This window comes from Cobetia sp. 2AS (assembly GCF_029846355.1).
Lineage (GTDB): Bacteria > Pseudomonadota > Gammaproteobacteria > Pseudomonadales > Halomonadaceae > Cobetia > Cobetia amphilecti.
In genome coordinates this window covers 320,051-345,873 of record NZ_JARWKQ010000002.1, presented here as the reverse complement: position 1 = coordinate 345,873, position 25,823 = coordinate 320,051, and the positions used below count along the sequence as shown (strand labels likewise).

25 protein-coding genes are annotated in these 25,823 nt (G+C 62.5%); 9 read left to right on the top strand and 16 right to left on the bottom strand.

Annotated features, from left to right (window positions below; all coding sequences use genetic code 11):
* The first annotated feature begins 1 nt into the window (after position 1).
* The gene (gene arsJ, locus QD356_RS06605; RefSeq protein WP_192839221.1) at positions 2-1,321 is read left to right on the top strand and encodes an organoarsenical effux MFS transporter ArsJ; all 1,320 of its coding nucleotides are present in this window, start codon (positions 2-4) and stop codon (positions 1,319-1,321) included.
* A 131-nt stretch (positions 1,322-1,452) separates the two neighbouring features.
* Here arsJ and QD356_RS06600 read toward each other — a convergent pair whose 3' ends face one another.
* The gene (locus tag QD356_RS06600) at positions 1,453-1,584 is read right to left on the bottom strand and encodes a hypothetical protein (RefSeq protein WP_279877273.1); all 132 of its coding nucleotides are present in this window, start codon (positions 1,582-1,584) and stop codon (positions 1,453-1,455) included.
* On the opposite strand from QD356_RS06600, the gene chrA reads away from it, so the two are divergent.
* Positions 1,583-2,860 (top strand): chromate efflux transporter, encoded by a 1,278-nt coding sequence (gene chrA, locus QD356_RS06595; RefSeq protein ID WP_192839220.1) that lies wholly within the window; start codon positions 1,583-1,585, stop codon positions 2,858-2,860. The two genes, QD356_RS06600 and chrA, sit on opposite strands and share 2 nt — an antisense overlap.
* 118 nt (positions 2,861-2,978) lie before the next feature.
* Here chrA and QD356_RS06590 read toward each other — a convergent pair whose 3' ends face one another.
* The 7 genes from QD356_RS06590 to QD356_RS06560 form a co-directional block, all read right to left on the bottom strand.
* A complete protein-coding gene (locus QD356_RS06590; protein ID WP_131432212.1) occupies positions 2,979-4,184 on the bottom strand; it encodes a GAK system CofD-like protein in 1,206 nt (401 codons plus the stop codon).
* Between the two features lie 194 nt (positions 4,185-4,378).
* A complete protein-coding gene (locus tag QD356_RS06585; protein ID WP_192839219.1) occupies positions 4,379-5,053 on the bottom strand; it encodes an HAD-IB family hydrolase in 675 nt (224 codons plus the stop codon).
* Positions 5,046-6,233 (bottom strand): ABC transporter ATP-binding protein, encoded by a 1,188-nt coding sequence (locus QD356_RS06580; RefSeq protein WP_192839218.1) that lies wholly within the window; start codon positions 6,231-6,233, stop codon positions 5,046-5,048. The genes QD356_RS06585 and QD356_RS06580 overlap by 8 nt, the downstream gene beginning before the upstream one ends.
* Positions 6,233-7,213 (bottom strand): ABC transporter permease, encoded by a 981-nt coding sequence (locus QD356_RS06575; RefSeq protein WP_225996644.1) that lies wholly within the window; start codon positions 7,211-7,213, stop codon positions 6,233-6,235. Before QD356_RS06575 ends, QD356_RS06580 begins: the two co-directional genes overlap by 1 nt.
* Positions 7,197-8,045, bottom strand: a complete 849-nt coding sequence (locus QD356_RS06570; protein ID WP_192839217.1) for an ABC transporter permease subunit — start codon at positions 8,043-8,045, stop codon at positions 7,197-7,199. The genes QD356_RS06575 and QD356_RS06570 overlap by 17 nt, the downstream gene beginning before the upstream one ends.
* Entirely contained in the window at positions 8,045-8,878 is an 834-nt protein-coding gene (locus QD356_RS06565; protein ID WP_192839216.1) for an alkaline phosphatase family protein, read from the bottom strand. The genes QD356_RS06570 and QD356_RS06565 overlap by 1 nt, the downstream gene beginning before the upstream one ends.
* Positions 8,879-8,970: 92 nt before the next feature.
* Positions 8,971-10,059 (bottom strand): extracellular solute-binding protein, encoded by a 1,089-nt coding sequence (locus QD356_RS06560; protein WP_225996643.1) that lies wholly within the window; start codon positions 10,057-10,059, stop codon positions 8,971-8,973.
* A 686-nt stretch (positions 10,060-10,745) separates the two neighbouring features.
* Here QD356_RS06560 and QD356_RS06555 point away from each other — a divergent pair.
* Positions 10,746-11,516 (top strand): UTRA domain-containing protein, encoded by a 771-nt coding sequence (locus QD356_RS06555; protein ID WP_192839215.1) that lies wholly within the window; start codon positions 10,746-10,748, stop codon positions 11,514-11,516.
* Positions 11,517-11,676: 160 nt separating this feature from the next.
* Here QD356_RS06555 and QD356_RS06550 read toward each other — a convergent pair whose 3' ends face one another.
* From QD356_RS06550 to QD356_RS06540, 3 genes are all read right to left on the bottom strand, one after another.
* The gene (locus QD356_RS06550) at positions 11,677-13,029 is read right to left on the bottom strand and encodes an MFS transporter (RefSeq protein WP_192839214.1); all 1,353 of its coding nucleotides are present in this window, start codon (positions 13,027-13,029) and stop codon (positions 11,677-11,679) included.
* A gap of 284 nt (positions 13,030-13,313) precedes the next feature.
* Entirely contained in the window at positions 13,314-13,871 is a 558-nt protein-coding gene (locus tag QD356_RS06545; protein WP_192839213.1) for an NYN domain-containing protein, read from the bottom strand.
* A 205-nt stretch (positions 13,872-14,076) separates the two neighbouring features.
* Positions 14,077-14,265 (bottom strand): hypothetical protein, encoded by a 189-nt coding sequence (locus tag QD356_RS06540; RefSeq protein WP_084589604.1) that lies wholly within the window; start codon positions 14,263-14,265, stop codon positions 14,077-14,079.
* A gap of 330 nt (positions 14,266-14,595) precedes the next feature.
* On the opposite strand from QD356_RS06540, the gene QD356_RS06535 reads away from it, so the two are divergent.
* The 5 genes from QD356_RS06535 (at position 14,596) to QD356_RS06515 (ending at position 19,276) form a co-directional block, all read left to right on the top strand.
* Positions 14,596-15,681, top strand: a complete 1,086-nt coding sequence (locus tag QD356_RS06535) for an NAD(P)-dependent alcohol dehydrogenase (protein ID WP_192839212.1) — start codon at positions 14,596-14,598, stop codon at positions 15,679-15,681.
* Between the two features lie 148 nt (positions 15,682-15,829).
* Complete coding sequence (locus tag QD356_RS06530; protein WP_054557253.1) at positions 15,830-16,693, top strand: PA4780 family RIO1-like protein kinase; 864 nt, start codon at positions 15,830-15,832, stop codon at positions 16,691-16,693.
* Positions 16,694-17,197: 504 nt separating this feature from the next.
* Positions 17,198-18,214 carry a substrate-binding domain-containing protein gene (locus QD356_RS06525; protein WP_107334618.1) on the top strand — a complete coding sequence of 339 codons (1,017 nt, stop codon included), beginning with the start codon at positions 17,198-17,200 and terminating at the stop codon, positions 18,212-18,214.
* Between the two features lie 285 nt (positions 18,215-18,499).
* The gene (locus tag QD356_RS06520) at positions 18,500-18,913 is read left to right on the top strand and encodes an arsenate reductase ArsC (RefSeq protein ID WP_131432205.1); all 414 of its coding nucleotides are present in this window, start codon (positions 18,500-18,502) and stop codon (positions 18,911-18,913) included.
* Positions 18,914-18,940: 27 nt separating this feature from the next.
* The gene (locus QD356_RS06515) at positions 18,941-19,276 is read left to right on the top strand and encodes a metalloregulator ArsR/SmtB family transcription factor (protein ID WP_279833316.1); all 336 of its coding nucleotides are present in this window, start codon (positions 18,941-18,943) and stop codon (positions 19,274-19,276) included.
* A gap of 89 nt (positions 19,277-19,365) precedes the next feature.
* Here the strand turns inward: QD356_RS06515 and QD356_RS06510 are convergent, their stop codons facing one another.
* The 4 genes from QD356_RS06510 to QD356_RS06495 form a co-directional block, all read right to left on the bottom strand.
* The gene (locus QD356_RS06510; protein ID WP_043336107.1) at positions 19,366-19,866 is read right to left on the bottom strand and encodes a DUF1456 family protein; all 501 of its coding nucleotides are present in this window, start codon (positions 19,864-19,866) and stop codon (positions 19,366-19,368) included.
* Positions 19,867-19,982: 116 nt separating this feature from the next.
* Positions 19,983-20,747, bottom strand: coding sequence for a YiiX/YebB-like N1pC/P60 family cysteine hydrolase (locus tag QD356_RS06505; RefSeq protein WP_192839211.1), 765 nt, complete (start codon positions 20,745-20,747; stop codon positions 19,983-19,985).
* An 87-nt stretch (positions 20,748-20,834) separates the two neighbouring features.
* Entirely contained in the window at positions 20,835-21,941 is a 1,107-nt protein-coding gene (locus QD356_RS06500) for an endonuclease/exonuclease/phosphatase family protein (RefSeq protein WP_192839210.1), read from the bottom strand.
* Positions 21,942-22,036: 95 nt separating this feature from the next.
* Complete coding sequence (locus tag QD356_RS06495; protein WP_192839209.1) at positions 22,037-22,966, bottom strand: EamA family transporter; 930 nt, start codon at positions 22,964-22,966, stop codon at positions 22,037-22,039.
* Positions 22,967-23,350: 384 nt separating this feature from the next.
* Here QD356_RS06495 and QD356_RS06490 point away from each other — a divergent pair, with 384 nt between their 5' ends.
* On the top strand, positions 23,351-24,217 hold the full coding sequence (locus QD356_RS06490) for a cation diffusion facilitator family transporter (protein WP_225346721.1): 867 nt from the start codon (positions 23,351-23,353) through the stop codon (positions 24,215-24,217).
* 220 nt (positions 24,218-24,437) lie between these two features.
* On the opposite strand, the gene QD356_RS06485 is transcribed toward QD356_RS06490, so the two are convergent.
* Positions 24,438-25,820 carry an NAD-dependent succinate-semialdehyde dehydrogenase gene (locus QD356_RS06485; protein ID WP_192839207.1) on the bottom strand — a complete coding sequence of 461 codons (1,383 nt, stop codon included), beginning with the start codon at positions 25,818-25,820 and terminating at the stop codon, positions 24,438-24,440.
* Positions 25,821-25,823 lie beyond the last annotated feature (3 nt).

The window sequence follows — 25,823 nt, the reverse complement described above, 5'->3', positions numbered from 1 at the left end:
AATGCTTGCCCGCCTGCGAGAGCTGCCTCATGAGGTGCGCCAGTACCTGCTGGTGACGGGGAATTACTGGGCCTTCACGCTGACGGATGGCGCACTGCGCATGCTGGTGGTGCTGCATTTCCATTCGCTGGGCTATTCGGCGCTGGACATCGCGCTGCTGTTCCTGTTCTACGAAGCCTTCGGTGTCGTCACCAACCTGGTCGGCGGCTGGCTGGGGGCAAGGCTCGGTCTCAATCGCACCATGAATGCGGGGCTTGCGATGCAGCTGGTGGCGCTCGGCATGCTGTTGGTGCCGGAGCCCATGCTGACGGTGATCTGGGTGATGATCGCCCAGGCGCTGTCGGGCATCGCCAAGGACCTCAACAAGATGAGCGCCAAGAGCGCCATCAAGGTATTGGTGCCGAAGGGGCAGCAGGCGGCGCAGTCGCAGAGCTCGCTGTATCGCTGGGTCGCGCTGCTGACCGGTTCCAAGAATGCCCTCAAGGGTCTGGGCTTCTTCCTCGGTGGCGCGGCGCTCAGCCTCATCGGCTTCCAAGGCACGGTATTGGCCATGTGGCTCATGCTGGCCGTGGTGCTGGTGCTGTCCCTGCGCAAGCTCTCGGCATCGCTGGGGCAGAGCAAGGCCAGCCGCAAGCCGGCGTTTCGTGAGATGTTCTCGACCTCGCGGGCGGTCAATGTGCTGTCAGCTGCGCGCATGTGCCTGTTCGCTGCACGTGATGTCTGGTTCGTGGTCGCCTTGCCGGTCTATCTGGCCGAGGTACATGGCTGGAACTTCTGGACAGTCGGTATCCTGATGGCCGCATGGGTGATCGGTTACGGCGGGGTGCAGACCCAGGCCCCGCACATTACCGGGCCGATAGCGCGTCGCTTGAGCGGTGATGCGGGCGTGCGCTGGATGACCGTGCTGCTGGCCGGCGTGCTGGCGTTGTTGCCCGCGCTGATGGCGAGCATGTCGTTGGACGCCCAGCAGGGTGTCGACAGCAGTGCGGCCATCCTGCTGGGGCTGGCACCCCTTGAGTGGTTGATCATCGGTCTGCTGGTGTTCGGCGTCATCTTCGCCGTCAATTCCAGCTGGCACAGCTACCTGATCGTGCGCTTCGCGCGCAGTGAAGGCGTGTCGATGGATGTCGGCTTCTATTACATGGCCAACGCCATGGGGCGCCTGCTGGGCACGTTGCTGTCCGGCTGGCTCTATCAGGCCTATGGTCTGGAAGCCTGCCTGTGGTGGTCGGCGGCACTGGTGGCGGCGAGCGCGGTGATGGCCATCGCGTTGCCCTCGGACACGCAGCATGCTTCCACTCAGGAGACGTCGGCCAACTGAAGCCTTCGCCGGGCACCTGACGCCTAAGCCCTTATGCAGGAAGCCCTCATGCAGGAAGCCCGTCCCAACCATGGGGCGGGCTTCCTGTCATCTGGCGGCGATAGTCTGGTGGGTGATGCAAGAGGCGAGAATCAGCTCATTGCGCTTTCACCTGATGTCACCGTAGCGTCAGCAAGTGAAAATTCTTTCATATAGCTCTTGCTAAGCCCCTCGCTGGATTTCTGATCGATATCCTTTTCTTTCCGCTCCAAGAGAAACGTCATGTCACATCCGGATGAAACTGCAAGGCGTGAGCGCGACCACGCGACGCCTGATGCTGCGCTTGCGGGCGACAAGGCGCGGTGCCGTGAAGTGCTGCGCACCTTCCTCACGCTGGGGCTGACCAGCTTCGGCGGCCCGATTGCTCACCTGGGATACTTCCACGATGAGCTGGTACGCAGGCGAGGCTGGTTGAGTGACAAGGCCTACGCCGAGCTGGTCGCGCTCTGTCAGTTTCTGCCGGGTCCGGCCAGCAGCCAGGTCGGTTTCGCGCTGGGCATGGTGCGTGGCGGTGGCGTGATGGGCGGGATACTGGCGTGGATCGGCTTCACCTTGCCGTCTGCGTTGGCGTTGCTGGTATTGGCGCTGGTGGCGGGCAGCCTCGAAGGGCTGCTGGCCTCCGGGGTGATCCACGGCTTGAAGCTGGTGGCGGTGGCCGTCGTCGCCCAGGCGATCTGGGGCATGGCGCGCAAGCTGTGCCCGGATTTGCGGCGTACCTGTCTGGCGCTGTTGGCGATGCTGGGCCTGGCGCTGGCACAGAGCGCCTGGACGCAGGTCGCCTGGGCGCAGGTCGGGGTGATCGCGATGGGCGCAGTGCTCGGCAGCCTGCTGTGTCGTGATGACAAGGCGGCATCCGGGCGCCAGAAAGCCCAGGCCGCGGGACTGTCATTGCCGGTCTCGACGCGCCTGGCGCGCTACTGCCTGATCGCGTTCTTCGTGTTGTTGATCGGCCTGCCGTTGGTGGCCTCCGGCAGTCTGGTCGATATCTTCTACCGTGCCGGGGCGCTGGTGTTCGGGGGCGGGCACGTGGTGCTGCCGCTGCTGGAGGCCTCCACCGTGGAGACGGGCCAGATCGCGGCCGATACCTTCCTCACCGGCTATGGCGCCGCTCAGGCGGTGCCGGGGCCGCTGTTCACCTTTGCCGCCTGGCTGGGGGCCGGCATGGCGCAGGTGGGCGGAGGTTCGGCACTGCTCGGTGCCGTCATTGCGCTGTTGAGCATCTTCCTGCCGGGGATTCTGCTGCTGATCGGTGTGGCGCCTTTGTGGGGGCGTCTGCGCGCCCGCGCCGGGGCGCGCGCTGCGCTCGCCGGTGCCAATGCGGCCGTGGTGGGCGTGCTGGGCATGGCGCTCTATGACCCGCTATGGACCACCAGCGTGCTGAGCCGAACGGACCTGGTGATCGCGCTGGCCGCCTTCATCGCTCTGACGCGTTTCTCGCTGGCCCCCTGGAAGCTGGTGCTGGGGATGGTGATCCTCGGCGCGGTGCGTGGCGTGATCTAAGCCCCGACGTCGTATCTGAAAAAGAACGCCCCCGTCTGCTGTTGGCAGGCGGGGGCGTTCTTTTTCTGCCGAGCAACTCATGCAGTGCAACTTCAGGCCGAGCAGCTCGCGGTTGGCATCACACTAGCGACAGCAGCGCGGTGACCAGCAGCTCGTTGTCGTAGTAGGGCGCGCTCTGCTCGCTGATCAGGCGGGTGTCGATCACGGTGATGCCCATGCGCTCGAGCGCCTCGATGCAGGGGCCGCCGGGGTAGTCACCGCGCTGGCTGTCGAGAAGCACGATGTTGAGCAGGTTCTCGGTGGGGCAGTCTTCCATGCGGCCGGTGAGGTCGGCACACAGGGTGTCGAGCAATACGCTGACCAGCTCATCCATGCGCTTGCCGGTCTGCTCCGGGTCCGGGCAGCAGTTGGGGATATAGACCTTGGGGCAGGGGTTGGCCAGCACCGCGCGTCCGACGCCCTTGGGCAGCAGATTGGCGAGCACGCTGGAATAGAAGCTGCCGGGAGGGAAGCAGATCAGCTCGGCCGACTCGATCAACTGGCGATTGTTGGCGTGCAGCTCCGGCACCACGGGCACATGGTGGTCGCCCTCTGTCGCGGCCAGGCGCATGCGCGCGATGGGCGAATCGAGAGGGGCGACTTCCTTGCCGGTGATGCGGTGCTGACCGATGATCTCGCGACCATCTTGCAGCGTCACCGCTAGATGGCAATCGGCATTGACCACGGCGCGCACCGTGCCGCGTACATGTACCAGCTTGGAGAACAGGAAGATGATCTGATCCAGCTGCTGGTGATGGTTCAGATAGCCACCGGCAATGATCAGATTGCCGATGCTGGCGCCGCGCAGATCGAAGCCTTCCGGCATGGCGTCGATGAGAAAGCCCAGCTGATGGCAGATCAGGGTGCGCATCGGTTCCGCGACCGCCATGGTCAACGGATGACGTCCGGCCGCCAGCTCGCGCAGCGTGGCATGTAACATCTCCGGGCGCGCTTCACGTGGCAGGCGGTGGGTAAACAGGCGATAGATGTCGGGATGGCCCAGGACGCTGTCATCGGCCAGCGCCATCAGGCGTGAACGCAGATCGCCGATGGCTGGCATCGAGAAGGCGTCGCGCAGTTTGGCCGAGCTGCCACCGGAGTCGAACGGCGTCACCAGATGGATGCTGTGGTGGGTATAGCGGGTCAGGGTGCGCGAGACCCCGGTCAGCGCGGTACCGCCACTGAAGAACAGCACGCGTGGGCCGACTTCGGGGGCTTTCAGATAGCGCCTGACGCGCATGGGATCGGGTACACGTGCGGTCCGACTGACCCTGACCTTGGCCATTGCATGGCTTCCTTTATGCTTGCATTTTTGGCATAGAGTGCCTTTTTTTCCGCCCAGCGTCGCCTATTATGCACTTTCTCTCAATTCTAGCGCAGTGGCTCTCGATTCCCGTCTCTCGATCCCAGCCCAGCGTCTCTTGTTGCCAGCGTCTCTTGTTGCCAGCCTGGCTTCCCTCATTGCCAACCCGGTTTCCTTCATTGCCAGCGTAATGTCTGCCAGGCGCGCTGTTGCGCCAGGCTGGCGAGGGTCGGGTCCGGATGGACGGCGAAGGGGTGATCGACGAATTCAAGCAAGGCCAGATCATTGCGTGAATCCGAATAGCCCCAGCTGGGCACTCCAGTGCTGTGGCTGGCGTGTTGCTGTTGCCATGCCTTGAGTGCCGCGAGCTTGCCCTCGCGGAAGGTGCGAATGCCACGGGCCCGGCCGTTGTAACAGCCTTGCTCGGTCTCAAGTGCCGTGGCCAGAGCCGCGTCCAGCGCCAGGCGCTCGGCGAGGGGGGCAACCAGATGCGCCGTCGAGGCCGAGATGATCACGACCTGATGATTCTGCGCGCGGTGCCAGTGGATTCGCTCCAGCCCCTCACGATACAGGCGCGGCATCAGCTCGGCATCGAGAAAGCGTGCCACCTCGGCATCGACCTCACTGACGGCGCGACCTGCCAGCGGGGCCAGCAGGTGGGTCAGGTGGGTCTCCATGTCGAGCTCACCGGCCGCGTAGTCCAGCATCTGTTGTGCCCAGATCGCGCGATATTCCTCGCCATCGGTGATCCAGCCCTTCGCGATCAACCAGTCGGTCCAAAGCCCTGTGGCATCGCCCTCGAGTAAGGTGTCGTCAAGATCGAAGATGGCAAGTCCTGTGATGTCATCCATGGGACACCTGCGACGTGGCGGCGGTCTCGTGCCCGCCCAGCGCCTGAACCTCATCCAGATCAGCATGCAGCATCACGCGCAGATGGCGCGGCAGTAGCTGCCGAGCGCTGCGATTGAGGACATCGACATTCAGGCGCAGTCCCTGACAGTCCACCTCGTAGCGCACGATATTGCCGAGCAGCTGGTGGCGGCGAATCACGCCCGGGCAGGCGGGGCCGGCATTGTCTGGCAAGGGTTGGGTCGGGAAGTTGGCATATTCATCCTGCTGCCCCTGGGGGCTGGTGTCCGGTTGCAGATACAGCGCTTCCGGGCGCAGTGCCACGCGCGGGCTGTCGCTTTCGTAGCCGAGCAGCGGGCGCGCCAACTCGCGACCGATCAGATTGTAATGCCCCATGAAGCCCGCCGCCGTGGCATCCACCGGCCGCGTATACAGCGACTCGGCATTGCCCTGTTGCAGGATGCGCCCCTGATGCATCAGGAAGATGCGGTCCGACAGCAACAGTGCCTCTTCCTGATCGTGGGTCACGAACAGGGTGGTCAGGCCGAGGCTCTTCTGGATGTCACGGATCTGATCACGCAGATGGCGGCGGATACGTGCATCGAGTGCCGACAGCGGCTCATCCAGCAACAGGATCTGCGGCTCGACCACCAGCGCGCGTGCCAGTGCCACACGCTGACGCTGACCGCCGGACAGTTGATGCGGGAAGCGCTGCGCCTGATCGGTCAGCTCCACCAGTCTGAGCACCTCGCTGACACGCCGCTCGCGTTCTTCCGGGCGCACCTTCTTCATGCGCAGCCCGAAGGCCACGTTGTCCGCCACGCGCATGTTGGGGAACAGCGCATAGTGCTGGAAGACCATGCCGATGCCGCGACGCTGCGGCGGCAGCGGCGTGATGTCGTGACCATCGACGATGATCTGGCCGGCATCGACCTCATTGAGCCCGGCAATGGCGCGCAGCAGGGTCGACTTGCCGCAGCCGGAGGGGCCGAGCAGGGTGATGAATTCACCGCGCGCGATCTCGGCCTCTATCTCGGCGAATACCTGGGTCTTGCCGAAGCTCTTGGCCAGGCCATTGAGCTTGAGGTAGTGCTGGTCGGCGGCGCGTTCGCGCAGGGCGCTGGTCAGAAGGCCGCCGGCGCTCTGGCTATCGAATGTGGTGGCGGTGTCGATGGCAAGCATCAGCGGTCCCCTCGGGGTGCGGAGTCTGACGACTGGTGGTGGGTGTGACGCGGCTCGGGGTCGGCACTCGGCACCGGGCCGGGCAAGCCGTCGGTCATGGCGGTGGCCAGCGCCTCGTCGGGGTCATCCGCGGGCATCTCCTGCTCGGCGGGCTGACGATTGCCGAGCCAGGTCAGGATCAGGGTGAACACGAACAGGGTGATGACCAGGGCGCTGGTGAAGTGGCCGCTGGCGCCGCGGATATTGTTCAGATAGACCTGCAGGGTCTCAAAGCGTGTGCCGACCAGCATGTTGGCGAATACGAATTCGCCAGCCAGGAACGAGAAGGCCAGGAAGACGGCAATCTGGATGCCGACGCGAATATTGGGCAGCACGACCAGGAAGAACGCCTTGAGCGGACTCGCCCCCAGCAGTTGAGCGGCTTCCATCAGGGATGCCACGTCCAGCGCACGCAGGCTGTTGGCCAGAGCGCGGTACATGAAGGGCAGCACGATGGTGAAGTAGGTGGGGATCAGGATCCACGGCGTGCCGACGATGGCCAGCGGGCCGCCTGCATAGAGCTGCAGCAGGCCGACCGATGACACGATGGGCGGCACGGCGAAGGGCAGCAGGATCAGCCCATTCATCACGCTATCCAGGCGCGGATAGCGTGTGTGGGCGAGGAACACCACCGGCACGATCAGCAGCAACGACAATGCCAGCGCGCCGACGGCGACCAGCAGCGAGCGCCCGAACGCCGCCAGAAAGCGCGGTGTGGTCCAGAGCTCCAGAAACCATTTCACGGTCAGGGCATCGGGGGTCAGGCTGGCGCCCCAGCGTGTCGCCAGGGCGTAGAACAGCGTCGCGATCAGCGGCAGTGCCAGCAGCGCGAAGACACTGGTGACGATGAAGGTGTAGATGTTCACGCGGCGCAGGCGCGCCATCAGGCTGGGCAGCAAGGGCTTGCCGTGGCGATAGGGCAGTTCAGCGGGAAGTGACATGGTAGCTCCTGCGCATGAGCCATTGCTGAATCAGCGTGACGATGACGAGAATGACGACCAGCACCAGGGCCAGTGCGCTGGCCAGTTCCGGCTGCAGGAACAGGTCCCCGGAGACCAGATTGGCGATGCGGATGGTCATCAGGTTGTAGCTGGTGTTCACCAGCGCATAGACAGTGGCGTAGGCGCCCATGGCATTGGCGAAGAGTACGGTGAGCGTGCCTGCCAGGGACGGCCACAGCACCGGCAGGCCGATGTGCTGCCAGTAGGCGAGGCGGTTGGCGCCCAGCAGGCTGGCGGCTTCACGCCACTCCGTCTTCAGGGTGCTGAAGGCGGGATACAGCAACAGGATGCCCAGCGGAATCTGGAACCAGGTGTAGATGACGATCAGGCCGGTGCGCGAGTAGAGATTGAAGTTCTCGAGCAGACCGATGCGCTCCAGCATCAGGGTCAGCATGCCGTTGGCGCCCATCAGGATGATGAAGGCGAAGGCCAGCGGGACACCGGCGAAGTTGCTGGTCATGTTGGTGAAGGCAATCATCATGCGCGTCAGGCGCGGGCCGCAGCGGTGCATGCTGTGACAGGTCACGGCGGCGATCGCCAGCCCCAGCACGCTGGACATGAAGGAGATCTCGAGGCTGCGCCAGATGGCCTGCCGGAAGAAGGCCGAGGAGGCGATCTCGTGAAAGTTGGCCAGCCCCCAGCCCGTGGGGGTCTTGAAGGCGCTGATCATCACCCACACCAGCGGCGCGATCTGGAAGGCGCCGAAGATCAGCGCAAACGGCAGCAGCCACATGACGGGGCTGGTCAGGCGACGCTTCAATGCGGCAGACATCACTTGAGGCCTCGCGTGGCAGCATGGCTTGCCAGCAGCGACGGATTGCTCGCCTTGCTGTGCTCAAGCCCCAGCAGTGTGGCCAGGGTGCCGCAGAGCTCGCGTTGCTTGAGATCCGTCGCGGCGCCGTTGGCGAAGGCGTTGCCGAAGGTCCACAGAGGCACGCGACGCTCCTCTTCCAGCAGGCCGGAGTGTGAGCGGTCGGCATTCATGCCGTGATCGGCGGTGACCATCACCTGATAGCCGGCTTCCAGCCATGCCGGCAGGTAGTTGGCCAGGGCGACGTCGGCATGCCGTGCGGCGTTGCGATACTGCGGCGTGTCGCCGCCATGACGATGGCCGGCATCATCGATGTTCATGCTATGCACCAGCAGGAAGTCCGGGTCGTGACGCAGGCGCAGCATTTCGGCGTCACTGAACAGATGGTCATCCGGATAATGATCCTGCCAGTAGAAGATGCCCGCCTGGATGGCGGATTCCGGGTTGTCGAGCCAGCGATGGCGGGCCGGCACGAAGGGGGCCGCGACATAGAGTTCGCTGACCCAATGATAGGCGGCGGCAGCCGTGCGCTTGCCTTGCTGGCTGGCAAGGTCGAACAGACTGATGCCGCGTGAGCGGCGTACGATACCGTTGTTGACGATACCTGAATCGACAGGCAAGTCGCCGGTCAGCAGGCATTCATAGAGCGGGCGCGACATGGCCGGCAGCTCGCAGTCCAGTGATTGATACTGGCCACGGCCGGCCTCGACCAGGGCACTCAGATAGCCCATGGCATGATGACCCACGGCGTGGTTGAGGCCGTCGAGCACGACAAGAATGACACGCTGAGACATGGTGACTCCGTGAAGCTCAAGACGGCACCGCAAAGGCGATGCCGTCTGTCAGGATGGTGCGCGCTCTGCTCGCGTGAAGCAGAGGCCGGGGATCACTGCTGGTGGATCAGTACCTGGGACTGCCACTGACGCGGCAACTGCTTGGCACTGGCTTCCCAGCCCGCGAAGTCCTGGACCGGACGTGCATTGGCGTACTGCTCGTTGGGCAGCAGCTTGGCGGCGATATCCTCGGGCAGGGTGAGGTGCTCGGCGCGGATCGGACGGGCATAGCCCTTGGCCAGATTCAACTGACCGGCGTCGGAGAGGATGTACTCACGGGCTAGCTTGGCGGCATTCGGGTGCGCGGCATGCTTGTTGATGATGGTGGCGTAGCCGGAGGTGACGGAGGCATCAGACGGGATGACGACCTCGAAGGTGTCGCGGTTGATCTGATCGCGATAGTTCAGGGCATTGAAGTCCCACAGCAGGGCGACTTCGACTTCGCCTTTCTCCAGGTTGGCGATGCTCGGCTCTGCCAGTGACAGACGGCCCTGGCGCGCCAGTTCCGCGAAGACTTCCAGGCCCGGTGTCAGGTCGGATTCCTTGCCGCCATTGGCGAAGGCAGCGGCCAGAATGGCGTTGTTGGCCTGGGAGGCCTTGCCCACCGCGCCGACGGACACCTTGTAGTCACCCTCGGCGAGATCGGCGAAGGAGGTCGGGCGCTCATCTTCGCTGACCAGTGTCTTGTTGATCATGAAGGAAATGGTGCCGGTGTAGCCCAATACCCAGTGGCCATCCTTGTCTTTGGCCCACTCCGGGATCTGCTCCCAGGTCGTGGTCTTGTAGGCCTGGGTCACGCCTTGCTGCACCGCGATCGGACCGAAGGCGAAGCCCACGTCACCGATATCGGCGGTGGCGTTCTCACCCTCGGCCTTGAACTTGGCGACTTCCTCGGCGGAGCTCATGTCGGTATCGCTATGCGCGATGGAATACTTCGACTCGAGGTCTGCCCAGGTGTCCTTCCAGTTGGCCCAGCTGTCCGGCATGCCGACGCTATCGACACGGCCTTCGGACTGAGCGGCCTCGAGAAGGTCAGCCGGCATGTCGGCGGCACTGACGGAGGCACTGCCCAACAGGGCGGCCATGCAGGTGGAAACCAGCAGGCCGGTGGAGCGGGATGAGGTAGTGGCAATCGACTTCAAGGAGATTTCCCCAGTAGGTGATGAACAATCGCTGCGCTGAAGGTAAGGCGTGACGGGCATCAGGCACCCTGTCGACACGCTGAGAGCACGTCCGGGTGCTCAGGTCATTGCTCACGCCAGTTCTCGGATCTTTGATCAGACCAGTGCTCTGCCAAGTGCTCAGGCAAGTGTCGAGACAGCTGAGCTGTGTGGTCTAGTTCAGTTCGAAAGGCACGATCGACTCTAGCGCTCGCCTGTGACAGTTGCGTGTCGTCAACATGTCGTTGTCATGGCATGGGGTGGCGGCTCTGCCTCTGCCTCCTTCATACCTTCTTCGTGCCTCCTTCATACCTTCTTCGTGCCTTCTTCGTGCCTTCTTCGTGCCTTGCCGCGGGCCCCGGTCCTCGCTATCTTCCACAGTCACAAGTGTGCAAAGCAGGGCGTGCAAGGCATGAGTCAGCGCGTGATGGCTGAGCTGGCGTGGCAGCCAGAGTTGTGCTGTCACCGAGTTGTCACGCCAATGCCACTATTCTCCTCATGCGTGTCTCGACAAGCGTGTCTTGAAAAGTCGCTCTGAGCTTTGTGGGGTGTCTGAACTAGACCACAGAAATCGCTTCTCTCTGACCCTTTCCATCCTGGACGCTCTGGATGTCATGCAAGTGACTCGCCAGAAATTGCTGTCTTTCGTTATCTTTCAGGAACTTCGCATGCCTTCATCTTCGCTTGAGCCCCAGAGTGACGCCGCTTCATCGGCAACTCCTGACGCGGATGTCCCCGTGGCAGGGCTCAAGGGCAGGCTGCTGAACCATCTTGAGGCAGCGCCGCTACGCGCTTCACAGCGCCTGCCCTCCGAGCGCGAGATGATCGAACGCTTTGCCACGACGCGGGTCACGCTGCGCGACACCTTGCTGCAGCTGGAGGCGGAGGGGCGTATCTATCGCGAGAATCGGCGGGGCTGGTTCGTCTCGCCGCCACGACTGCGCTATGACTTGCTGGCGTGCCTGCCATTTCGAGACATGGTCGAGTCACAGCAGCGGGTGGCCAGCACCGAGGTACTGGCGGCAGGAGAAGTCGCTGCCAACGCGGTGATCGCGCGGCGACTGGGGATTGCGGAGGGCTCAGTGGTCTATCGCATCACTCGCGTGCGGCGTATCGATGGGCGGCGCGTGCTGCATGTCTGCCATCACCTGCGACGTGACTGCTTCCCGGGCATCCTGGATTTCGACCTCGGAGCCCACTCCCTGACCGACCTCTATCGACACGAATACGCCATTCGTGTCAGTCGCGTCAGCTTCGAGCTGGCCTCCACGGTGTTCGACGCTGAGGCCGCCGCCGCGCTGAACGCCGCACAGGGCAGCCCCGCGCAGCGCATCACCCGCATCAACTTCGATCAGAATGGCCGCGCGGTGGACTGCGATGATGAACACTGGCGCCACGATGCCATCGAATTGACGCTGAGTGCCGCACCACAGAGCTAGTTGTCAAGTTCGCGGCGAAGCCTGAATGTCTGGCAGGCCGCTGGTGGCCCAGACGAAAACACCCGCCATGGCGAGAATCAGTCGCTGTGGCGGGTGTTTTGTCATCGCTGAGGGGGCATGCCTGTCAGGCCGAGTTCATCAGTGGTCACGAGACCTCAGTTCATGCGGCCGGTATGACGCTCGACGCTCTCTTGCGGGGAGTCTCCGGGATGTCGGTGAGCGAGATGCCACGGGTTTCCGGCAGTCGCAGGCCGCCGAGCAGGGCCACGGCGGCGATCGCGATCAGGTACCAGGCCGGTGCCAGGTTGTTGCCGCTCAGGTCGATCAACCAGGTGGCGACCAGCGGGGCGGTGCCGCCGAAGATGGTGTAGGCGACATTGTAGCTGAGTGCCGAGGCGGTATAGCGCACCCGGGTCGGGAACTGCTCCGAGAGCAGTGCGGCCGTGACGACACCGCAGAGCACGGCACCGACCGCCATCAATGAAGCGCCCAGCATGGACGCCCACAAGGTGCCACTGGCGGCGAGCGAATAGGCGGGAAATACCGCGACGGCCAGACTGCCACACGCCGTGATGATGGTATTGCGTCGCCCGACAAGGTCCGAATACCGCCCGGCCAATGGGCACAGCAATGCGGCGACGATGAGGCCGCCCAGGCTTGCCAGCAATGCCGTCTGGCGCGTGGCGCCACCCGCCACCTGCATATAGGTCGCGAAATAGGTGCTGAACATGTAGAACGACAGCGCCGTGGCAGAGATGAAGGCCATCAGGCTTACGATGGTGCTGCCGTGGGTGGTCAGTGTTTCCTTGAGCGGGGCGCTGGTGGCATTGTGTTCCTGCTGAATCAGGTGGAACGCCGGTGAGTCATCCAGCTTGAGGCGCATGTACAGCCCGATCAGCCCCAAGGGGGCGGCGATCAGAAAGGGGACACGCCAGCCCCATGCCTGCATGGTGGCTTCCGATACCAGGCTGTTGAGGCCTAGACCGAGTGCTGCTGCTGTGGCGAAGGCGCTGAAGGTCGAGACGGGAATGAAGCTTCCGTACCAGCCACGCTTGTCGTCAGGGGCGTGCTCCATCACGAAGGCGCAGGCACCGGCGTATTCGCCGCCTGCCGAGAAACCCTGAGCGCAGCGAGCCAGCGTCAATAGCAGCGGAGCCAGCATGCCGATGCTCTGATAGGTCGGCAACAGACCGATCAAGGCGGTGGCGCTGGCCATCATGATGATGGTGATGGCCAGGACATTCTTGCGCCCGATGCGGTCCCCCAGGGTGCCGAAGAAGATGCCGCCGAGGGGACGCAAGGCAAAGGATACCGCAAAGACGGCAAAGGTCTGGATCAGTGCCAGAGTCGAATCGCCCTGCGGGAAGAAGTGCTGCGAGATGATCACGGCCATGAAGCCGTAGATGGCGAAGTCGAACCATTCAATGAAATTGCCGATGGCAGAGGCTGCCAGCACGCGTCTCAGCGTGGCTGGCGAGATGCTGTCGGTCCCGCCTGTCTTGTTGTTGTTCATGTCTTGCTCCGCATGAGAGGAATCGGGAAGAGGTGTGGCTGTAACAGCGCACAGCTCCCTGCGTCATCCTGCGGCACGCGGTATAGGGCGATCACGCTCAATGCGACATCAGTAATGTCCGATACGACATGACCGATGGGACATGACTGATGGGACATGACCGATGCCGTCAATATGCTGTGGCGCCTTGGCATTCAGCATGTCGGGTGCAGGAAGCCCGTCTCAGGCCGTTGCTGACATGACAGAGAACAAGCTGATCAAAAGGGGAGGGCGCCAGACAGATTTCAGCGCATCAGCAGGCTTTCATCGACTTCGCGGAAGTGATGGGCGCTTTTCATCAGGGCGAGGGCGGTGAGGGCTTCGACGCCATACACGCGGGTGGTGATGGCGTGGCGGGTGGCGACATGGTCCAGCAGCAGGGCGAAGTCGCCATCGCCGGAGGCGAGGATGATCTCATCGACCTCGAGGGCGGCTTCCATCACGTCGATGGTGATGCCGACATCCCAGTCGCCCTTGGCCGAGCCGTCGCCGCGCTGGATGAAGGGCTTGAGTTTGACCGTGAAGCCTATCTCGCGCAGGCGCTGCTGGAATTGCTGCTGCTTGGGGTCGCCACGGTCGATCGCGTAGGCGTAGGCATGCTGGATCGAGCCGAGGCGCTCTAGCTCTGCCCACAGGCGACGATAATCGAACTGCCGGCCGAAGGTATCGCGGGTGGTGTAGTAGATGTTCTGCACATCAATGAAGACGGCCAGGCGCGCTCGTGCCCCATCCGCGTCGCGAGTGCCATACACGCTGTGCTGGCGGGAGTCGAGGGAGCTGTCGCGCGAAGTAGAGGCTGGCATGGGCGTCGCCGTGGCGGGAGGAGCAAGGGCAGGCAAGAGGCGATTTTCCTCTCCCCATAAAGAAGCCGGCCGCTACCTGATGATGCAGGGCAGCGGCTGGAGGTCTAGCGATGAACAGCGCTCTCACCGGTCAGTGACTCGATGGCAGACGCCAGTTGAGTGAGGCGAGCAGCGCGTTTGGGCACCAAGGCTTGATGGGCAAGCCTCAGCTCTTGGCAGCAGGGTTTGACGGCTTGGTCGGCTTGACGCCAATGACCTGGCCGCTGACACCGGATTCAATCACATCCACCTTGCCACCACGGTCCAGGAAGGCCTGCATCTGAGCTTCAAGCGAGGCTGAGGTTTCGACAGCAGCCGGTGCTTTTTTCTTTGCAGCAGTACGAGTATTCGCCATGCGGGACTCCGTTCCAAGACGTGAGGGGTGAAGGGGCATGATAACACAGTGGCAACTTTGCTGCTTGATGGCGTCAATTTGGAATCAGAAGCCTGATGTTTTGCGTCGCTTTTCCTTGTGTCTGCAAGCCTCGCGTAGCGTGGTGGGGCGCTGTTGCGATCTGACCAACACAGTGATGCAGGGCAGCCAAGCCATTGAAAAGTCGGGCTGTCGGCAAGAGGTCAGTGGGCATGATCGCGACTGCCGCATGGCATGCGAATCCTTTTACGGGCGCTGAATCATCTTTGATGACCAGGCTGTCCGACGCTCAGCCAAGCAAGGAGAGACTCCATGACAAGCCCTTCCAACGGTGATTTTGACGGCCAGACACGCGCTTATGCCGTGGCATCCGAAACGGCAGACCTGGCGCCCTGGAACTTCGAGCGTCGCCAACCGCGCCCTGATGACGTGGCCATCGAGATTCTCTACTGCGGTGTCTGTCACTCGGATCTGCACGTCGGGCGCAATGACTGGGGCTTTTCTCAATACCCGCTGGTCCCGGGGCACGAGATCGTGGGTCGGGTGACCCAGGTGGGCAATGACGTCAGTCAGTACAAGGTGGGCGACATGGTCGGCGTCGGGTGCATGGTGGATTCCTGCCGTGAATGCAGCGCCTGTCAGAAGGGGCTCGAGCAATACTGCCTCGACGGCATGACAATGACCTACGGCAGCCCGGACCGTCACGATGGCAGCCTCACCCAGGGCGGCTATTCCGACAAGATCGTCGTCAGCGAGCGCTTCGTGGTCTCCATCCCGGACAAGCTCGACCCGGCTGTGGCCGCGCCGCTGCTGTGCGCGGGTGTCACGACCTATTCGCCGCTGCGTCACTATGGCGTGAAGTCCGGTGACAAGGTCGGGGTGATCGGCATGGGCGGCCTGGGTCACATGGGCATCAAGTTCGCCAAGGCGATGGGCTGTGAAGTGACGCTCTTCACCCGCAGCGAGAGCAAGGTCGAGGAAGCGCGCGAGAATGGCGTCGATCATGTGATTGTCTCGACGGACGACGAGCAGATGGCAGGTGCCACCGAAACCTTCGACTTCCTGCTCGACACGGTGCCGGTGCCGCATGATCTCAACCCCTACCTCAATACCCTGAAGTACGACGGCACGCATATCCTCGTCGGCCTGGTGCAGGAAGTGGACCCCGCGCTGCAGGGCGGCAACCTGGTCATGAAGCGCCGTGTACTGGCGGGCTCGTTGATCGGTGGCATGCCCGAGACCCAGGAAGTGCTCGACTACTGCGCCGAACACGACATTGGCTGCGATATCGAGATGATCGACATCGACACCATCAATGATGCCTGGAAGCGCATGCAGGAAGGCAAGGTCAAGTATCGTTTCGTGATTGACATGCAGAGCCTCAAGAACGCCCAATAAGCGCTGGCGCTGCTGCCGACGAGGCAGTCTGTCAGTGAATGCTGAACCCCCCGCCAATGACGCATTGGCGGGGGTTTTGTCGTAAGGTATGTCACAAAATTGCTACAGGGTGATTCCCGATGTATCGCAAAACGCGTATAAGAACGCGATGAAAACGCCAAAGAGAATCCAGCCGCTCATAGATGACGGTCTGGTCGATGAAGTGCTCCGCCCCTTGATGAGTGGCAAGGAAGCCTCGGTTTACGTCGTGCGCTGCGGAGAAGAGATTCGCTGTGCCAAGGTCTACAAGGATGCTGCCCAGCGCAGCTTCAAACAGGCTGTGCTGTATCAGGAAGGCCGCAAGGTGCGTAACAGTCGCCGTCAACGGGCGATGGAGAAGGGCTCCGGCTTCGGACGCAACCAGCAGGAAGCCGCCTGGCAGAATGCCGAGGTCGATGCGCTGTATCGTTTGGCCGATGCCGGTGTGCGCGTGCCGCAGCCGTTCGGCTGCTTCGATGGCGTGCTGCTGATGGAGCTGGTCACCGATGACGACGGCAATGTGGCACCGCGCCTGAATGATGTCTCGATGTCCGCCGAGCAGGCGCGGGAAGACCATGCACTGATGATGCAGTACATCGTGCGCATGCTGCATGCCGGCCTGGTACATGGCGATCTGTCCGAGTTCAACGTGCTGGTCGATGACTATGGCCCGGTGATCATTGATCTGCCGCAGGCGGTCGATGCGGCGGCCAATAACAATGCCAAGAGCATGTTGGCGCGTGATGTCGCCAATATCACCGCCTACTACGCGATGTTCGCGCCTGAACTGGCACAGACACGCTACGCCGACGAGATCTGGGCATTGTTCGAGGCCGGTGATATGGACCCGGATGTCGAGCTGACGGGCCTTTATGAGGACGACGCCGAAGCGCCGGACGTGGATGCGCTGCTCGAGAACATCATGGCGGCCATGGAAGAAGAGCAGGAGCGCAAGGCGCGCCAGAAGAGTGCCGAAGAGGGCGATGATGACTAGCAGGAACCTTTAGCTGCTAACTGCTGGCCGCTAGCCGTTTGCCAGGACTCGGGCTCCCGCCGGAAGCGCTGAGTAGGGGCTCGCCAGTGGCAAGCGAGTGATGCCCTGTCACGCACGCTGCCGTGTCGATGGCCTGATCTTCCCACGAGTGCCTGGGGGAGATCAGGCCATTTCTGTTGGGGACTTGTCTCAGCCGAAGGTAAAGCAGAGAGGCGAAAGGGGAAGAGGAAAGGGTAGAGGAAGGGATAGAGAGGCAAGGCAGCCCGCGGCAGGATGCTCAGCGGAGATGTCACGCGACTGCAATAAAATGATGCTCATATATGCCTATGCGTATTTATCGACATGGCTGTCATCGAGATACGTATTCAGCATGCCGAGGGTGATTCTCATCACCGGCATGTGGCGATTGGCGAGCTGTCGCGCCAATCGGGGCGGCGGAGTCGTGAGGGATTTCGCCACCAAATATATGCTTATTCATATACATCAATGCATCGGAGCACCGCAATGAATCGCCCTCTCAAGCAGCTCGCTTTCGTGATCGCCTCTGCGGCTATCGTGTCCAGTGCACAAGCACGTGACCAGGTTCGCATCGTCGGTTCCAGCACCGTCTATCCCTTCTCGAGCTATGTGGCGGAAGAGTTCGGTGTCACCACAGATCATCCCACACCGGTCATCGAAGCCACGGGTTCCGGTGGCGGCATGAAGCTCTTCTGTGAAGGTGCCGGCAGCAACACCCCGGATATCACCAACGCCTCGCGCCGCATGAAGGCCTCCGAATTCGAGCGCTGTCAGGAAAATGGCGTGACCGACATCACCGAAGCCTTCATCGGTTATGACGGCATCGCCTTCGCGCAGTCCAACACCAACGACCCTGCCGCCTTCACGCTGGAGCAGATCGCGCTGGCGGTCGCGGCCCAGGTGCCGGTCGATGGCAAGCTGGTGGCCAATCCCTATACCCGCTGGAACCAGATCGATTCCAGCCTGCCGGACCGCAAGATCACCATCTATGGGCCGCCCAGCACTTCCGGTACGCGCGATTCCTTTGAGGAGCTGGTGCTGGAAGCCGCCACCGAAGAGATGGACGGCTATGGTGGCGAAGGCTACTCCAAGGTGCGCAACGATGGCGTCTTCGTGCCGGCCGGCGAGAACGACAACCTGATCGTGCAGAAGCTGTCGGAAGACACCGAGGCCTTCGGTGTCTTCGGTTATTCCTTCCTCGAGGAGAACGAAGACTCGCTGAGCGGCGCGACCATCGACGGCATCGCCCCGTCTCCCGAGGCCATCTCGGAAGAGACCTACCCGGTCGCACGTACCATGTTCTTCTACATCAAGAATCAGCACGCGGAAGAAGCGCCGGTCATGTATGACTACGCGGACCTGTTCATGAGCGAGAAGATGGTCGGCAACCTGGGCTACCTGAAAGGCATCGGCCTGATTCCGGCGCACGAAGAAGCGCGCAAGGCGGCGCGTCAAGCCGTCGCTGACAGGAAAACCCTGACGCTTTCGGACCTGCAGGGCTGATGACGTGAGCCACGCGATGCGGCGGTCGAGCGCATCGTGAACGTAGCGAGTGGCGATCTTCGCGGGCTGGCGTGGTGTGTCTGGCAGTTGCCGGTCACTGCGCTGGCCCGTTCGCGTCTGTTGCAGGGTTTGGTGCAGGCGTTGTTACAGGGTTTGTTGCAGAAAGTGATCTGAAGGTGGGGCGCCAAGGCCTGAAAGGCAACTGACATCAGTTTGTTATACAAGCGCGGTACTTCTGATATGCGACCCTATGGTAAGGTAAAATTGCAGCTCTGGAGATGAGTCATGTCCAAACAGCGAGTGCTTTTTCTGTGCAATGCCAATTCTGCCCGCTCCCTGATGGGGGAGGCATTGCTGCGCAACATGGCGGGGGACGAGTTTGACGCCTTCAGTGCCGGTGTCGCGCCTGATGCCCCGCAACAGCATGCGTTGGACGCTCTGGCGCGTGCCGGGGTGGATAATTCAGGTCTGGCGAGCGAGTCGATCGATCGCTACCGCTCTCAGTCCTTCGATGCCGTCATCGTGCTGTGTCAGAAGGCGCAGCAGCAGTGTCGCCAGTGGGATGGCCAGACCGATGAGCTGTTGTTCTGGGATATCGAAGACCCGCGCAATGAGGATACTGCGGTGTCCTATGGGCGCGCCTTGAACGAAATTCGCACGCGCTTGCAGCTGTGGTTGGCGGCACGCTCACATCATTGAATCAGGTGGAATTCTGCATTGTCTCTTCTGACCCCGACACGTCTTTTCAAATGCCTCAGCGACGATACGCGCCTTGTGCTGATGTTGCTTATCCATGCAGAAGGCGAGCTTTGCGTATGCGAGATGACCTACGTGTTACAGGAGTCGCAGCCCAAGGTATCGCGCCATCTGGCCCAGTTGCGCAATTGTGGTCTGCTGCTGGATCGCCGCCAGGGGCAATGGGTCTACTACCGCCTGATGCCTGACCTGCCGTCCTGGGTATTGCCGGCGCTGGTTGCGGCGGCGGAAGGGAGCCAGCACCGCATGGCGCCGTTGCTGGCGCGCCTGGCCACCATGGAAGGGCGCCCCAACCGCGAATGCTGAGCCGCTGTTGGTACCGCCATTGCCGTTATACAACAACGCCGCCCCGGATTCCGGGGCGGCGTTGTTGTTGAGAGCACATCAGGGTCTGATCAGACCGGATCGACGGCGTGCTGCTCGGTCTCGGGGTCATGGCGACGATGGCGCAGTTCGATGCCCTTGAGCAGGTTGCGCAGGATCTGGTCCTTGCACTCGCGGTAGTGGCGATGCTCGGGCTTGCGGAAGAAGGCAGACAGCTCGGACTTGGTGATCAGCTCGAAACCGGCCAGTGCCAGCAGCTCGAGCATGTCGTCATCCTTGAGCTCGAAGGCGATCTTGAGCTTGCGCAGAATCACGTTGTTGTCGAGACGTTTTTCAGGCGCCGGCTGGGCGCCTTCGCGCTTGCCGCGACGCACGTTGATCAGGCCATTGAGGAATCTGGCCAGGTCGATGTCCTTGATGCGCTGCTGAGCCTCATCATCATCGCGCTTGAGCCAATCGCTGATCTGGGCGCGTGAGACCTCGTGGTCCGCGGCAGCGAAGGTGTTGATCATGTCGGTGTCGGAGAGGTTCAGCGCGTAGCGCAGGCGACGGATGATGTCGTTATTGGTCACGGGCGTGGTTCCGGTCGTGAAGAGTGTCAGAGGGCGGCAGGCGACACAGTCTGCACAGCAGAACTGATGCACAGGTGCCGGCCAGCAAGGCCGCGGATGGCGCGCAGCATACCAGATCAGGCGGGCGGTTCGCTCCACTGCAGGCGATGGGGATCGAATCCGGCGCACAGGGTCGGCTTGATGATGTCGTAGTAGGGCGAGATATCGAAGTCGCAGGGCGCAAACAGGCTGTGATGGCGGATATGCAGCAACTCCTCATAGCAGTGCAGGCATGCCGGGTCGCTGGAGGGCAGGACGTCACTGTCTGGCAGGATGGGATAGCGCACGGCCTGGAAGGCCTCGGCGATCAGCGATGAGCAGATCGCACGGGTCGGGTCGCCGCTGCCCAGTGCCAGCATGCGGCGTCGATAGCGGCTTGGCACCGGTGGAGTGCGTATCAGATAGCGAGCCAGATCGACGATGTTGCGCAGGTCGTATTGATGGCCCAGGCGCGCCTCGGCATGGGCGATCAACGCGCTGATCTCCTCCTCCTTGAGTCCGACCGGGCGGCAGATGCGCGTGTGCTGATGCCAGTAATAGTTGAGGGGGACGCGGCGCACCCCGGCGGTGACGTCCGCTTCCAGCAGGCAGTCGCCCCTGATCGGGCGTCCTCTGCTGTCCAGCGGTGTGCGCACGCAGAGCGCGGCGTGAGACCAGGTCGATTGAGTGAGGTAGCGAATGGCGGTGCTGATACGCGAGGAGCCCTCGACCAGCAGGACATCGCCGCGCCGCAGGGTGGCCGCCAGCTTTTCCGGTGATGAGGTGGCGCGATGCGCCGGCAGCTTGCCCGGCGCCGTGAGATGACGCGCCAGCCGCGTGCCCAGCCAGTCGAGTCCTCGCATGCCTGCCTCCCGTATGGCTCAACCCTCATCAGCCAGTCTGGGACCTTTTGGAGAATTCAGCCAAATGCCACCTCAGGCATGTCGCGCTCAGCGCCCCGGTTTCGGCACGTCCTGCTGGCTGACATTCTCGTCGTTGGCGGTCTCGCTGGCCTCGGCCTGGTCGTCGGCGTCCGGCTCCGGGGCATCGAGTGTCTCGTCGGTGTCCTGGGCGGGCGTCAGCGCCAGTTCGGTGAGCAGCGGGAAGTGATCGGAGCCGAAGGCTTCCATGCGCGCCACGCGCACCACACTGAAATGCTCGCTGTGGAAGAGGTGATCCAGCGGCCAGCGCAGCAGGGGAATGTTGGCGTGGAAGGTATTGAACATGCCGCGGCCGACGCGGGGGTCCAGCAGGCCGGACAGCTTGCGGAACAGGCGCGTGGTGCGAGACCAGGCCACGTCGTTGAGGTCGCCGGTGACGATCACCGGTTGCTGGCTGTCGGCGACGCTGCGCGCCACGATGATCAGCTCGGCATCCCGTTCGGATGACTCGTCATTCTCGGTCGGGCTGGGCGGCGCCGGGTGCAGGAAGTGCACCCGCACGCGATCACCGCTGGCCAGCTCCAGTTGCGCATGCATCGACGGCACATCCTCTTCGACCAGGTAGTCGATGCTGGCGTCATGCAGCGGCAGGCGTGAATAGACATGCATGCCATAGAGGTTGTCCAGCGGGCATTTGAGGGTATGCGTATAGCCGTATTGCTCGCTATTCGCCTCGAGCACGTCGAGCCGCTGCTGCCACCAGTCATCGGATTCCAGCGTCACCAGCACGTCGGGCTGTTCGCGTTCGACGATGGCCAGCAGCTTGTCACTGTCGTGGTTGCTGGTCAGGACATTGGCGGTGAGCAGGCGGACCTGACGCTGCCGGTCGTGCTGTCTGGTGCGCGCGGACTCGCAGGGAAAGAGGCGGGTATAGGGCACGATCCAGTGTGCCTGATAGACAAGTCCGGCCACGGCGATCACGGCCAGTGACACCCTGAGCCCGAAGGCAAGCTGGGACACCGCGAGGTCGGCGATCAACAGCATCGCCCACAATGCAGCCAGCTGCAGACGGGGGAAGTCCATGATGCGCACCGACCAATGGCGAATACGCGTCAGTGGCAGCAGGGTGAAGGCTGCCATCAGCAGCGTCAGTACGCCGAGTAGCGTGGGGATCATGGTGGCTCCGGTGGCAGAGAATGGGGCGGGAAGTCGAACGCTCAAGCGTCAGACATGGTGGCGACATGCCTGACACTCAAGTCAGGACGCTTTTCTCACGAGGCAGCCCGCCGCTGTCGCCACAGGCGTGAGATCCATTGCCAGCGATTGATCAACAGGGCAGTGAAGATGAGGCCGCAGCCGGTCATCTGGATCAGGGTCATGCGCTCACCGAACCAGGCAGCCGACATCAGGGCGGCCCAGACCGCTTCCAGCATCAGGATGACCGAGGCGTGGCTGGGCGTGGTCAGGCCCTGTGCGTAGATCTGCAGGAAGAAACGCAGCGTGCTGGCGATCAGGGTACTGGCCAGGAACCAGCTCAGGATGTCGAGACTGATCCCGGCGGGCCAGCTCTCGCTAAGTGCCGAGAGTATCAGGCAGGTGACGCCGGTGGTCATCAGCTGGATGGCCGTCAGCGGCAGGGCCGGGATATTGCGCACCAGGCGTGAATTGAAGTTGAACACCAGTGCGAACAGGCAGGCGGCGCCGAAGATGAGCCATTGAGCGGGCTCGATGGTGAAGCCATCGGTCGCGCCGGGCTGGCCCATGCCGAGCAGGGCGAAACCGAGCAGGGCGGTGGGCAGTGCGATCCAGGTGCTCAGCGGCGGTCTGTCCTTGAACAGCAGTCGTGCGAGCACCGGCACCAGCAGGATGCCGAAGCTGTTGATGAAGGCGATCACGCCCAGTTGATCAGATAGTGCGACCCCCAGCGACCAGCAGGCCATGGCGCCCCCGAACAGGACACCGACGCCGCTGGCGCGCAGCTTGCGCGCGGTGGATAGCTGTCCCAGTGAGCGCGCATCGAAGATGGCCAGAATGAGCCCCGCAAGCAGGAAGCGACTGCCGATGAACAGCAGAGGGGGCATGCCGGCCATTGCCTCCTTGGAGAATATCCAGCCTGCGGCGGCGATGATGGTGACCAGCAGGAGCAGCAGATCGGCCTTGAGGGGCGAGCGGGAGGGGGTCGTCTCGGAGGAGAGGCTCATGGGGAAGGCGGGAATCCTTTATTCGTTGCTTCGCAAGTGATAACTATCCTATCAAGCTGGCGCAGTGGTTGCTGGCCTTTATCGGAACGCGAAAATCCGCCAATGCGTCTTGAAAGACGCGCGACTTTCGACGTTACGCTGCGCATCATGCAGACACGTTTCTTTTTTCATTAGATGGCCGGAGGTTGAATGGCATCGACACCGCAAGATGAGGTTCGCGAACCCTCGCATGAGCCTTCCGGGCAGCACGCTCACGATCATTCTCATGGCTCCGACCCTTCAGATGGTCACGCGCATGGAGATTCACACGGTAATTCACACGGCCACTCACATGATCATTCGCACGGTCATTCACACGGGCACCACCATGATCATGCGCCTGAGGTGACCGCCGACAGCGAGCGACGCGTCAAGCTGGCGATGTATCTGACGGGCGGCTTCATGCTGGCGGAGGTGGTCGGCGGGCTGGTCGCGGGCTCACTGGCCCTCTTGGCGGATGCCGGGCACATGCTCAGTGATACCGTGTCGCTGGCATTGGCCTGGGGCGCGTTTCGCCTCGGGCATCGGGCGGCGACCCGCAAGCTGACCTTCGGCTATGCACGCTTTCAGGTGCTGGCCGCGTTCGTCAATGGCCTGACTCTGCTGGTGATCGGGGCGGCGATCGTGGTGGCCGCCATCAAGCGGCTCTGGCTGCCCTCCGAAGTACTCGCGGGGCCGATGCTGGCCATCGCCGTGCTCGGACTTGTCGTCAATATCGCGGCATTTCGTATCCTGCATCAGGGCGATCAGGACAACCTCAATCTGCGCGGCGCGGTATTGCATGTGATGGGGGACCTGCTCGGCTCGGTGGCGGCCATCGTCGCCTCGCTGATCATAATGACTACCGGCTGGAATCAGGCGGACCCGCTGTTGTCAGTGCTCGCGGCGGTGCTGATATTGCGCGGTGCCTGGTCGTTGGTGAAGCGTTCGGCGCACACCTTGCTGGAAGGCACGCCGGAGCAGCTCGATCACGCCGATATCCAGGCGGGGGTCCTGGCGCTTGAGGGCGTGGAGAGCGTACATGACCTGCATCTCTGGGGGCTGACGCCTCAGTCGCCGATTGCCAGTCTGCATGTCGTCGTGGCCGCCACCAGCGTACCCGGCGATGTGCTGGAGCGTGTTCAGGCCTATCTGCGCGACGGCCATGACATCTCGCACGTCACGGTTCAGCTGGAAGGTGAGGCATGCCTGCAGGGCTGCGTGACGCGCTGATGTGATGAGTGCGATCAGCGCTATGGATGAGGGAGGGGGATATCGCAAGGCAAAGCATGCGAATCCCTGACGAACAACGCCCCGCTGAAAAGCGGGGCGTTGTTCGTTGCCGCGAATGGTTTGGAGTGAATCATCCGCTGCAGTCTCTTCAGCGTCGCTGGCGTCACGTTACGCCTTGACGCGCAACGAGTCTGTGCTCAGCGACTCAGTGCTCAGCGACTCAGTGCTCAGCGACATAGACGGTGCGGATGTTCATGAAGGCACCGAAGCCATATTCGCTCTGCTCACGACCATAGCCACTGCCTTTGACGCCACCGAAGGGCAGCTGGGCGAAGGGCGTGGTCGGACGGTTGACGAAGCTCATGCCGGCCTGCAGCTGACGAGAGACGCGTTCACCCCGTTCGTCGTCCTTGGCCACCACGGTGCTGCCCAGGCCATAGGGGCAGTCGTTGGCAAGCTCTATGGCATGTGCTTCGTTGTCCGCGACCACCACGGAGGCGACCGGACCGAACAGTTCTTCATTGAAGGCCGGATTGCCCTGGGTGACATTGGTCAGCACGGTCGGCGGATACCAGGCGCCGTCGCGATCCGGAATCTTACCACCGCATTCAAGCTTGGCGCCTGCCTTGATGGCGCGCTGGACCTGGTCATGCAGGTCATCGCGCAGGTCCTTGCGAGACATCGGGCCGATATCGACCCCTTCGCTCATCGGGTCGTCCATGCGCATGTCCTTGACCTTCTCGATCAGGCGCTTGGAGAAGTCCTCGGCGAGGGACTTGTCGACGATCAGGCGCTTGGACGCGGCGCAGCTCTGGCCGGTATTGTCGAAACGCCCGGCGATGGCGAGATCCACCGCACGCTCGATGTCGGCATCATCCAGCACGATCAGCGGATCGATACCACCCAGCTCCAGCACGCTTGGCTTGAGTGCCGCGCCTGCCTGCTCGGCGACCTTGCGTCCTGCCTCTTCACTGCCGGTCAGGGTGACGCCCTGGACGACAGGATCATTGATGATGTCTTCGATCATCTCCGAGCCCACCGGCAACCAGGTGAAGATACCCTCTTCAAAGTCGGCCTTGTGGAACAGCTGAGTGATCAGATCGGCACAGCCCGGGACATTGGAGGCGTGCTTCATCAGGCAGACATTGCCGCCCGCCAGGGCCGGAGCCGCGAAGCGGATGACCTGATAGAGCGGATAGTTCCACGGCATCACGCCGAGGACGGCGCCGATGGGATCCTTGACGATCTTGGCACGCACGGCGCCGTCGACATCACGCTGCTCGGTTTCCATCAGCTTGGGCAGGTTGTCGGCATAGAAGCGCGCGATGCTGGAGGAAATCTGCGTCTCGCTGATGCCCTGATCATAGGGCTTGCCCATCTCATGGGCGATCTGCGTGGCGATTTCCTTCTGATGCTCATCGATCAAGTCCGCCAGAACGGTGAGGCGCTGCGCACGATCCTGCACGGTGGTCTGGCTGAAGCTCGAGTACGCCTTGCGCGTCTGCTCTAGTTTCTGCTGAACCTCTTCCTTGCTCAGCGTGGCGTATTCCTTGAGAACCTTGTCATTGGCCGGATTGGACGCGGTCAGTGTCTTGTTGCTCATCTT

Coding starts and splice junctions, on each gene's coding strand:
- arsJ (WP_192839221.1), top strand. CDS start 2: ATGCTTGCCCGCCTGCGAGAGCTGCCTCATGAGGTGCGCCAGTACCTG.
- chrA (WP_192839220.1), top strand. CDS start 1,583: ATGTCACATCCGGATGAAACTGCAAGGCGTGAGCGCGACCACGCGACG.
- QD356_RS06600 (WP_279877273.1), bottom strand. CDS start 1,584: ATGACGTTTCTCTTGGAGCGGAAAGAAAAGGATATCGATCAGAAATCC.
- QD356_RS06590 (WP_131432212.1), bottom strand. CDS start 4,184: ATGGCCAAGGTCAGGGTCAGTCGGACCGCACGTGTACCCGATCCCATG.
- QD356_RS06585 (WP_192839219.1), bottom strand. CDS start 5,053: ATGGATGACATCACAGGACTTGCCATCTTCGATCTTGACGACACCTTA.
- QD356_RS06580 (WP_192839218.1), bottom strand. CDS start 6,233: ATGCTTGCCATCGACACCGCCACCACATTCGATAGCCAGAGCGCCGGC.
- QD356_RS06575 (WP_225996644.1), bottom strand. CDS start 7,213: ATGTCACTTCCCGCTGAACTGCCCTATCGCCACGGCAAGCCCTTGCTG.
- QD356_RS06570 (WP_192839217.1), bottom strand. CDS start 8,045: ATGTCTGCCGCATTGAAGCGTCGCCTGACCAGCCCCGTCATGTGGCTG.
- QD356_RS06565 (WP_192839216.1), bottom strand. CDS start 8,878: ATGTCTCAGCGTGTCATTCTTGTCGTGCTCGACGGCCTCAACCACGCC.
- QD356_RS06555 (WP_192839215.1), top strand. CDS start 10,746: ATGCCTTCATCTTCGCTTGAGCCCCAGAGTGACGCCGCTTCATCGGCA.
- QD356_RS06550 (WP_192839214.1), bottom strand. CDS start 13,029: ATGAACAACAACAAGACAGGCGGGACCGACAGCATCTCGCCAGCCACG.
- QD356_RS06545 (WP_192839213.1), bottom strand. CDS start 13,871: ATGCCAGCCTCTACTTCGCGCGACAGCTCCCTCGACTCCCGCCAGCAC.
- QD356_RS06540 (WP_084589604.1), bottom strand. CDS start 14,265: ATGGCGAATACTCGTACTGCTGCAAAGAAAAAAGCACCGGCTGCTGTC.
- QD356_RS06535 (WP_192839212.1), top strand. CDS start 14,596: ATGACAAGCCCTTCCAACGGTGATTTTGACGGCCAGACACGCGCTTAT.
- QD356_RS06530 (WP_054557253.1), top strand. CDS start 15,830: ATGAAAACGCCAAAGAGAATCCAGCCGCTCATAGATGACGGTCTGGTC.
- QD356_RS06525 (WP_107334618.1), top strand. CDS start 17,198: ATGAATCGCCCTCTCAAGCAGCTCGCTTTCGTGATCGCCTCTGCGGCT.
- QD356_RS06520 (WP_131432205.1), top strand. CDS start 18,500: ATGTCCAAACAGCGAGTGCTTTTTCTGTGCAATGCCAATTCTGCCCGC.
- QD356_RS06505 (WP_192839211.1), bottom strand. CDS start 20,747: ATGCGAGGACTCGACTGGCTGGGCACGCGGCTGGCGCGTCATCTCACG.
- QD356_RS06500 (WP_192839210.1), bottom strand. CDS start 21,941: ATGATCCCCACGCTACTCGGCGTACTGACGCTGCTGATGGCAGCCTTC.
- QD356_RS06495 (WP_192839209.1), bottom strand. CDS start 22,966: ATGAGCCTCTCCTCCGAGACGACCCCCTCCCGCTCGCCCCTCAAGGCC.
- QD356_RS06485 (WP_192839207.1), bottom strand. CDS start 25,820: ATGAGCAACAAGACACTGACCGCGTCCAATCCGGCCAATGACAAGGTT.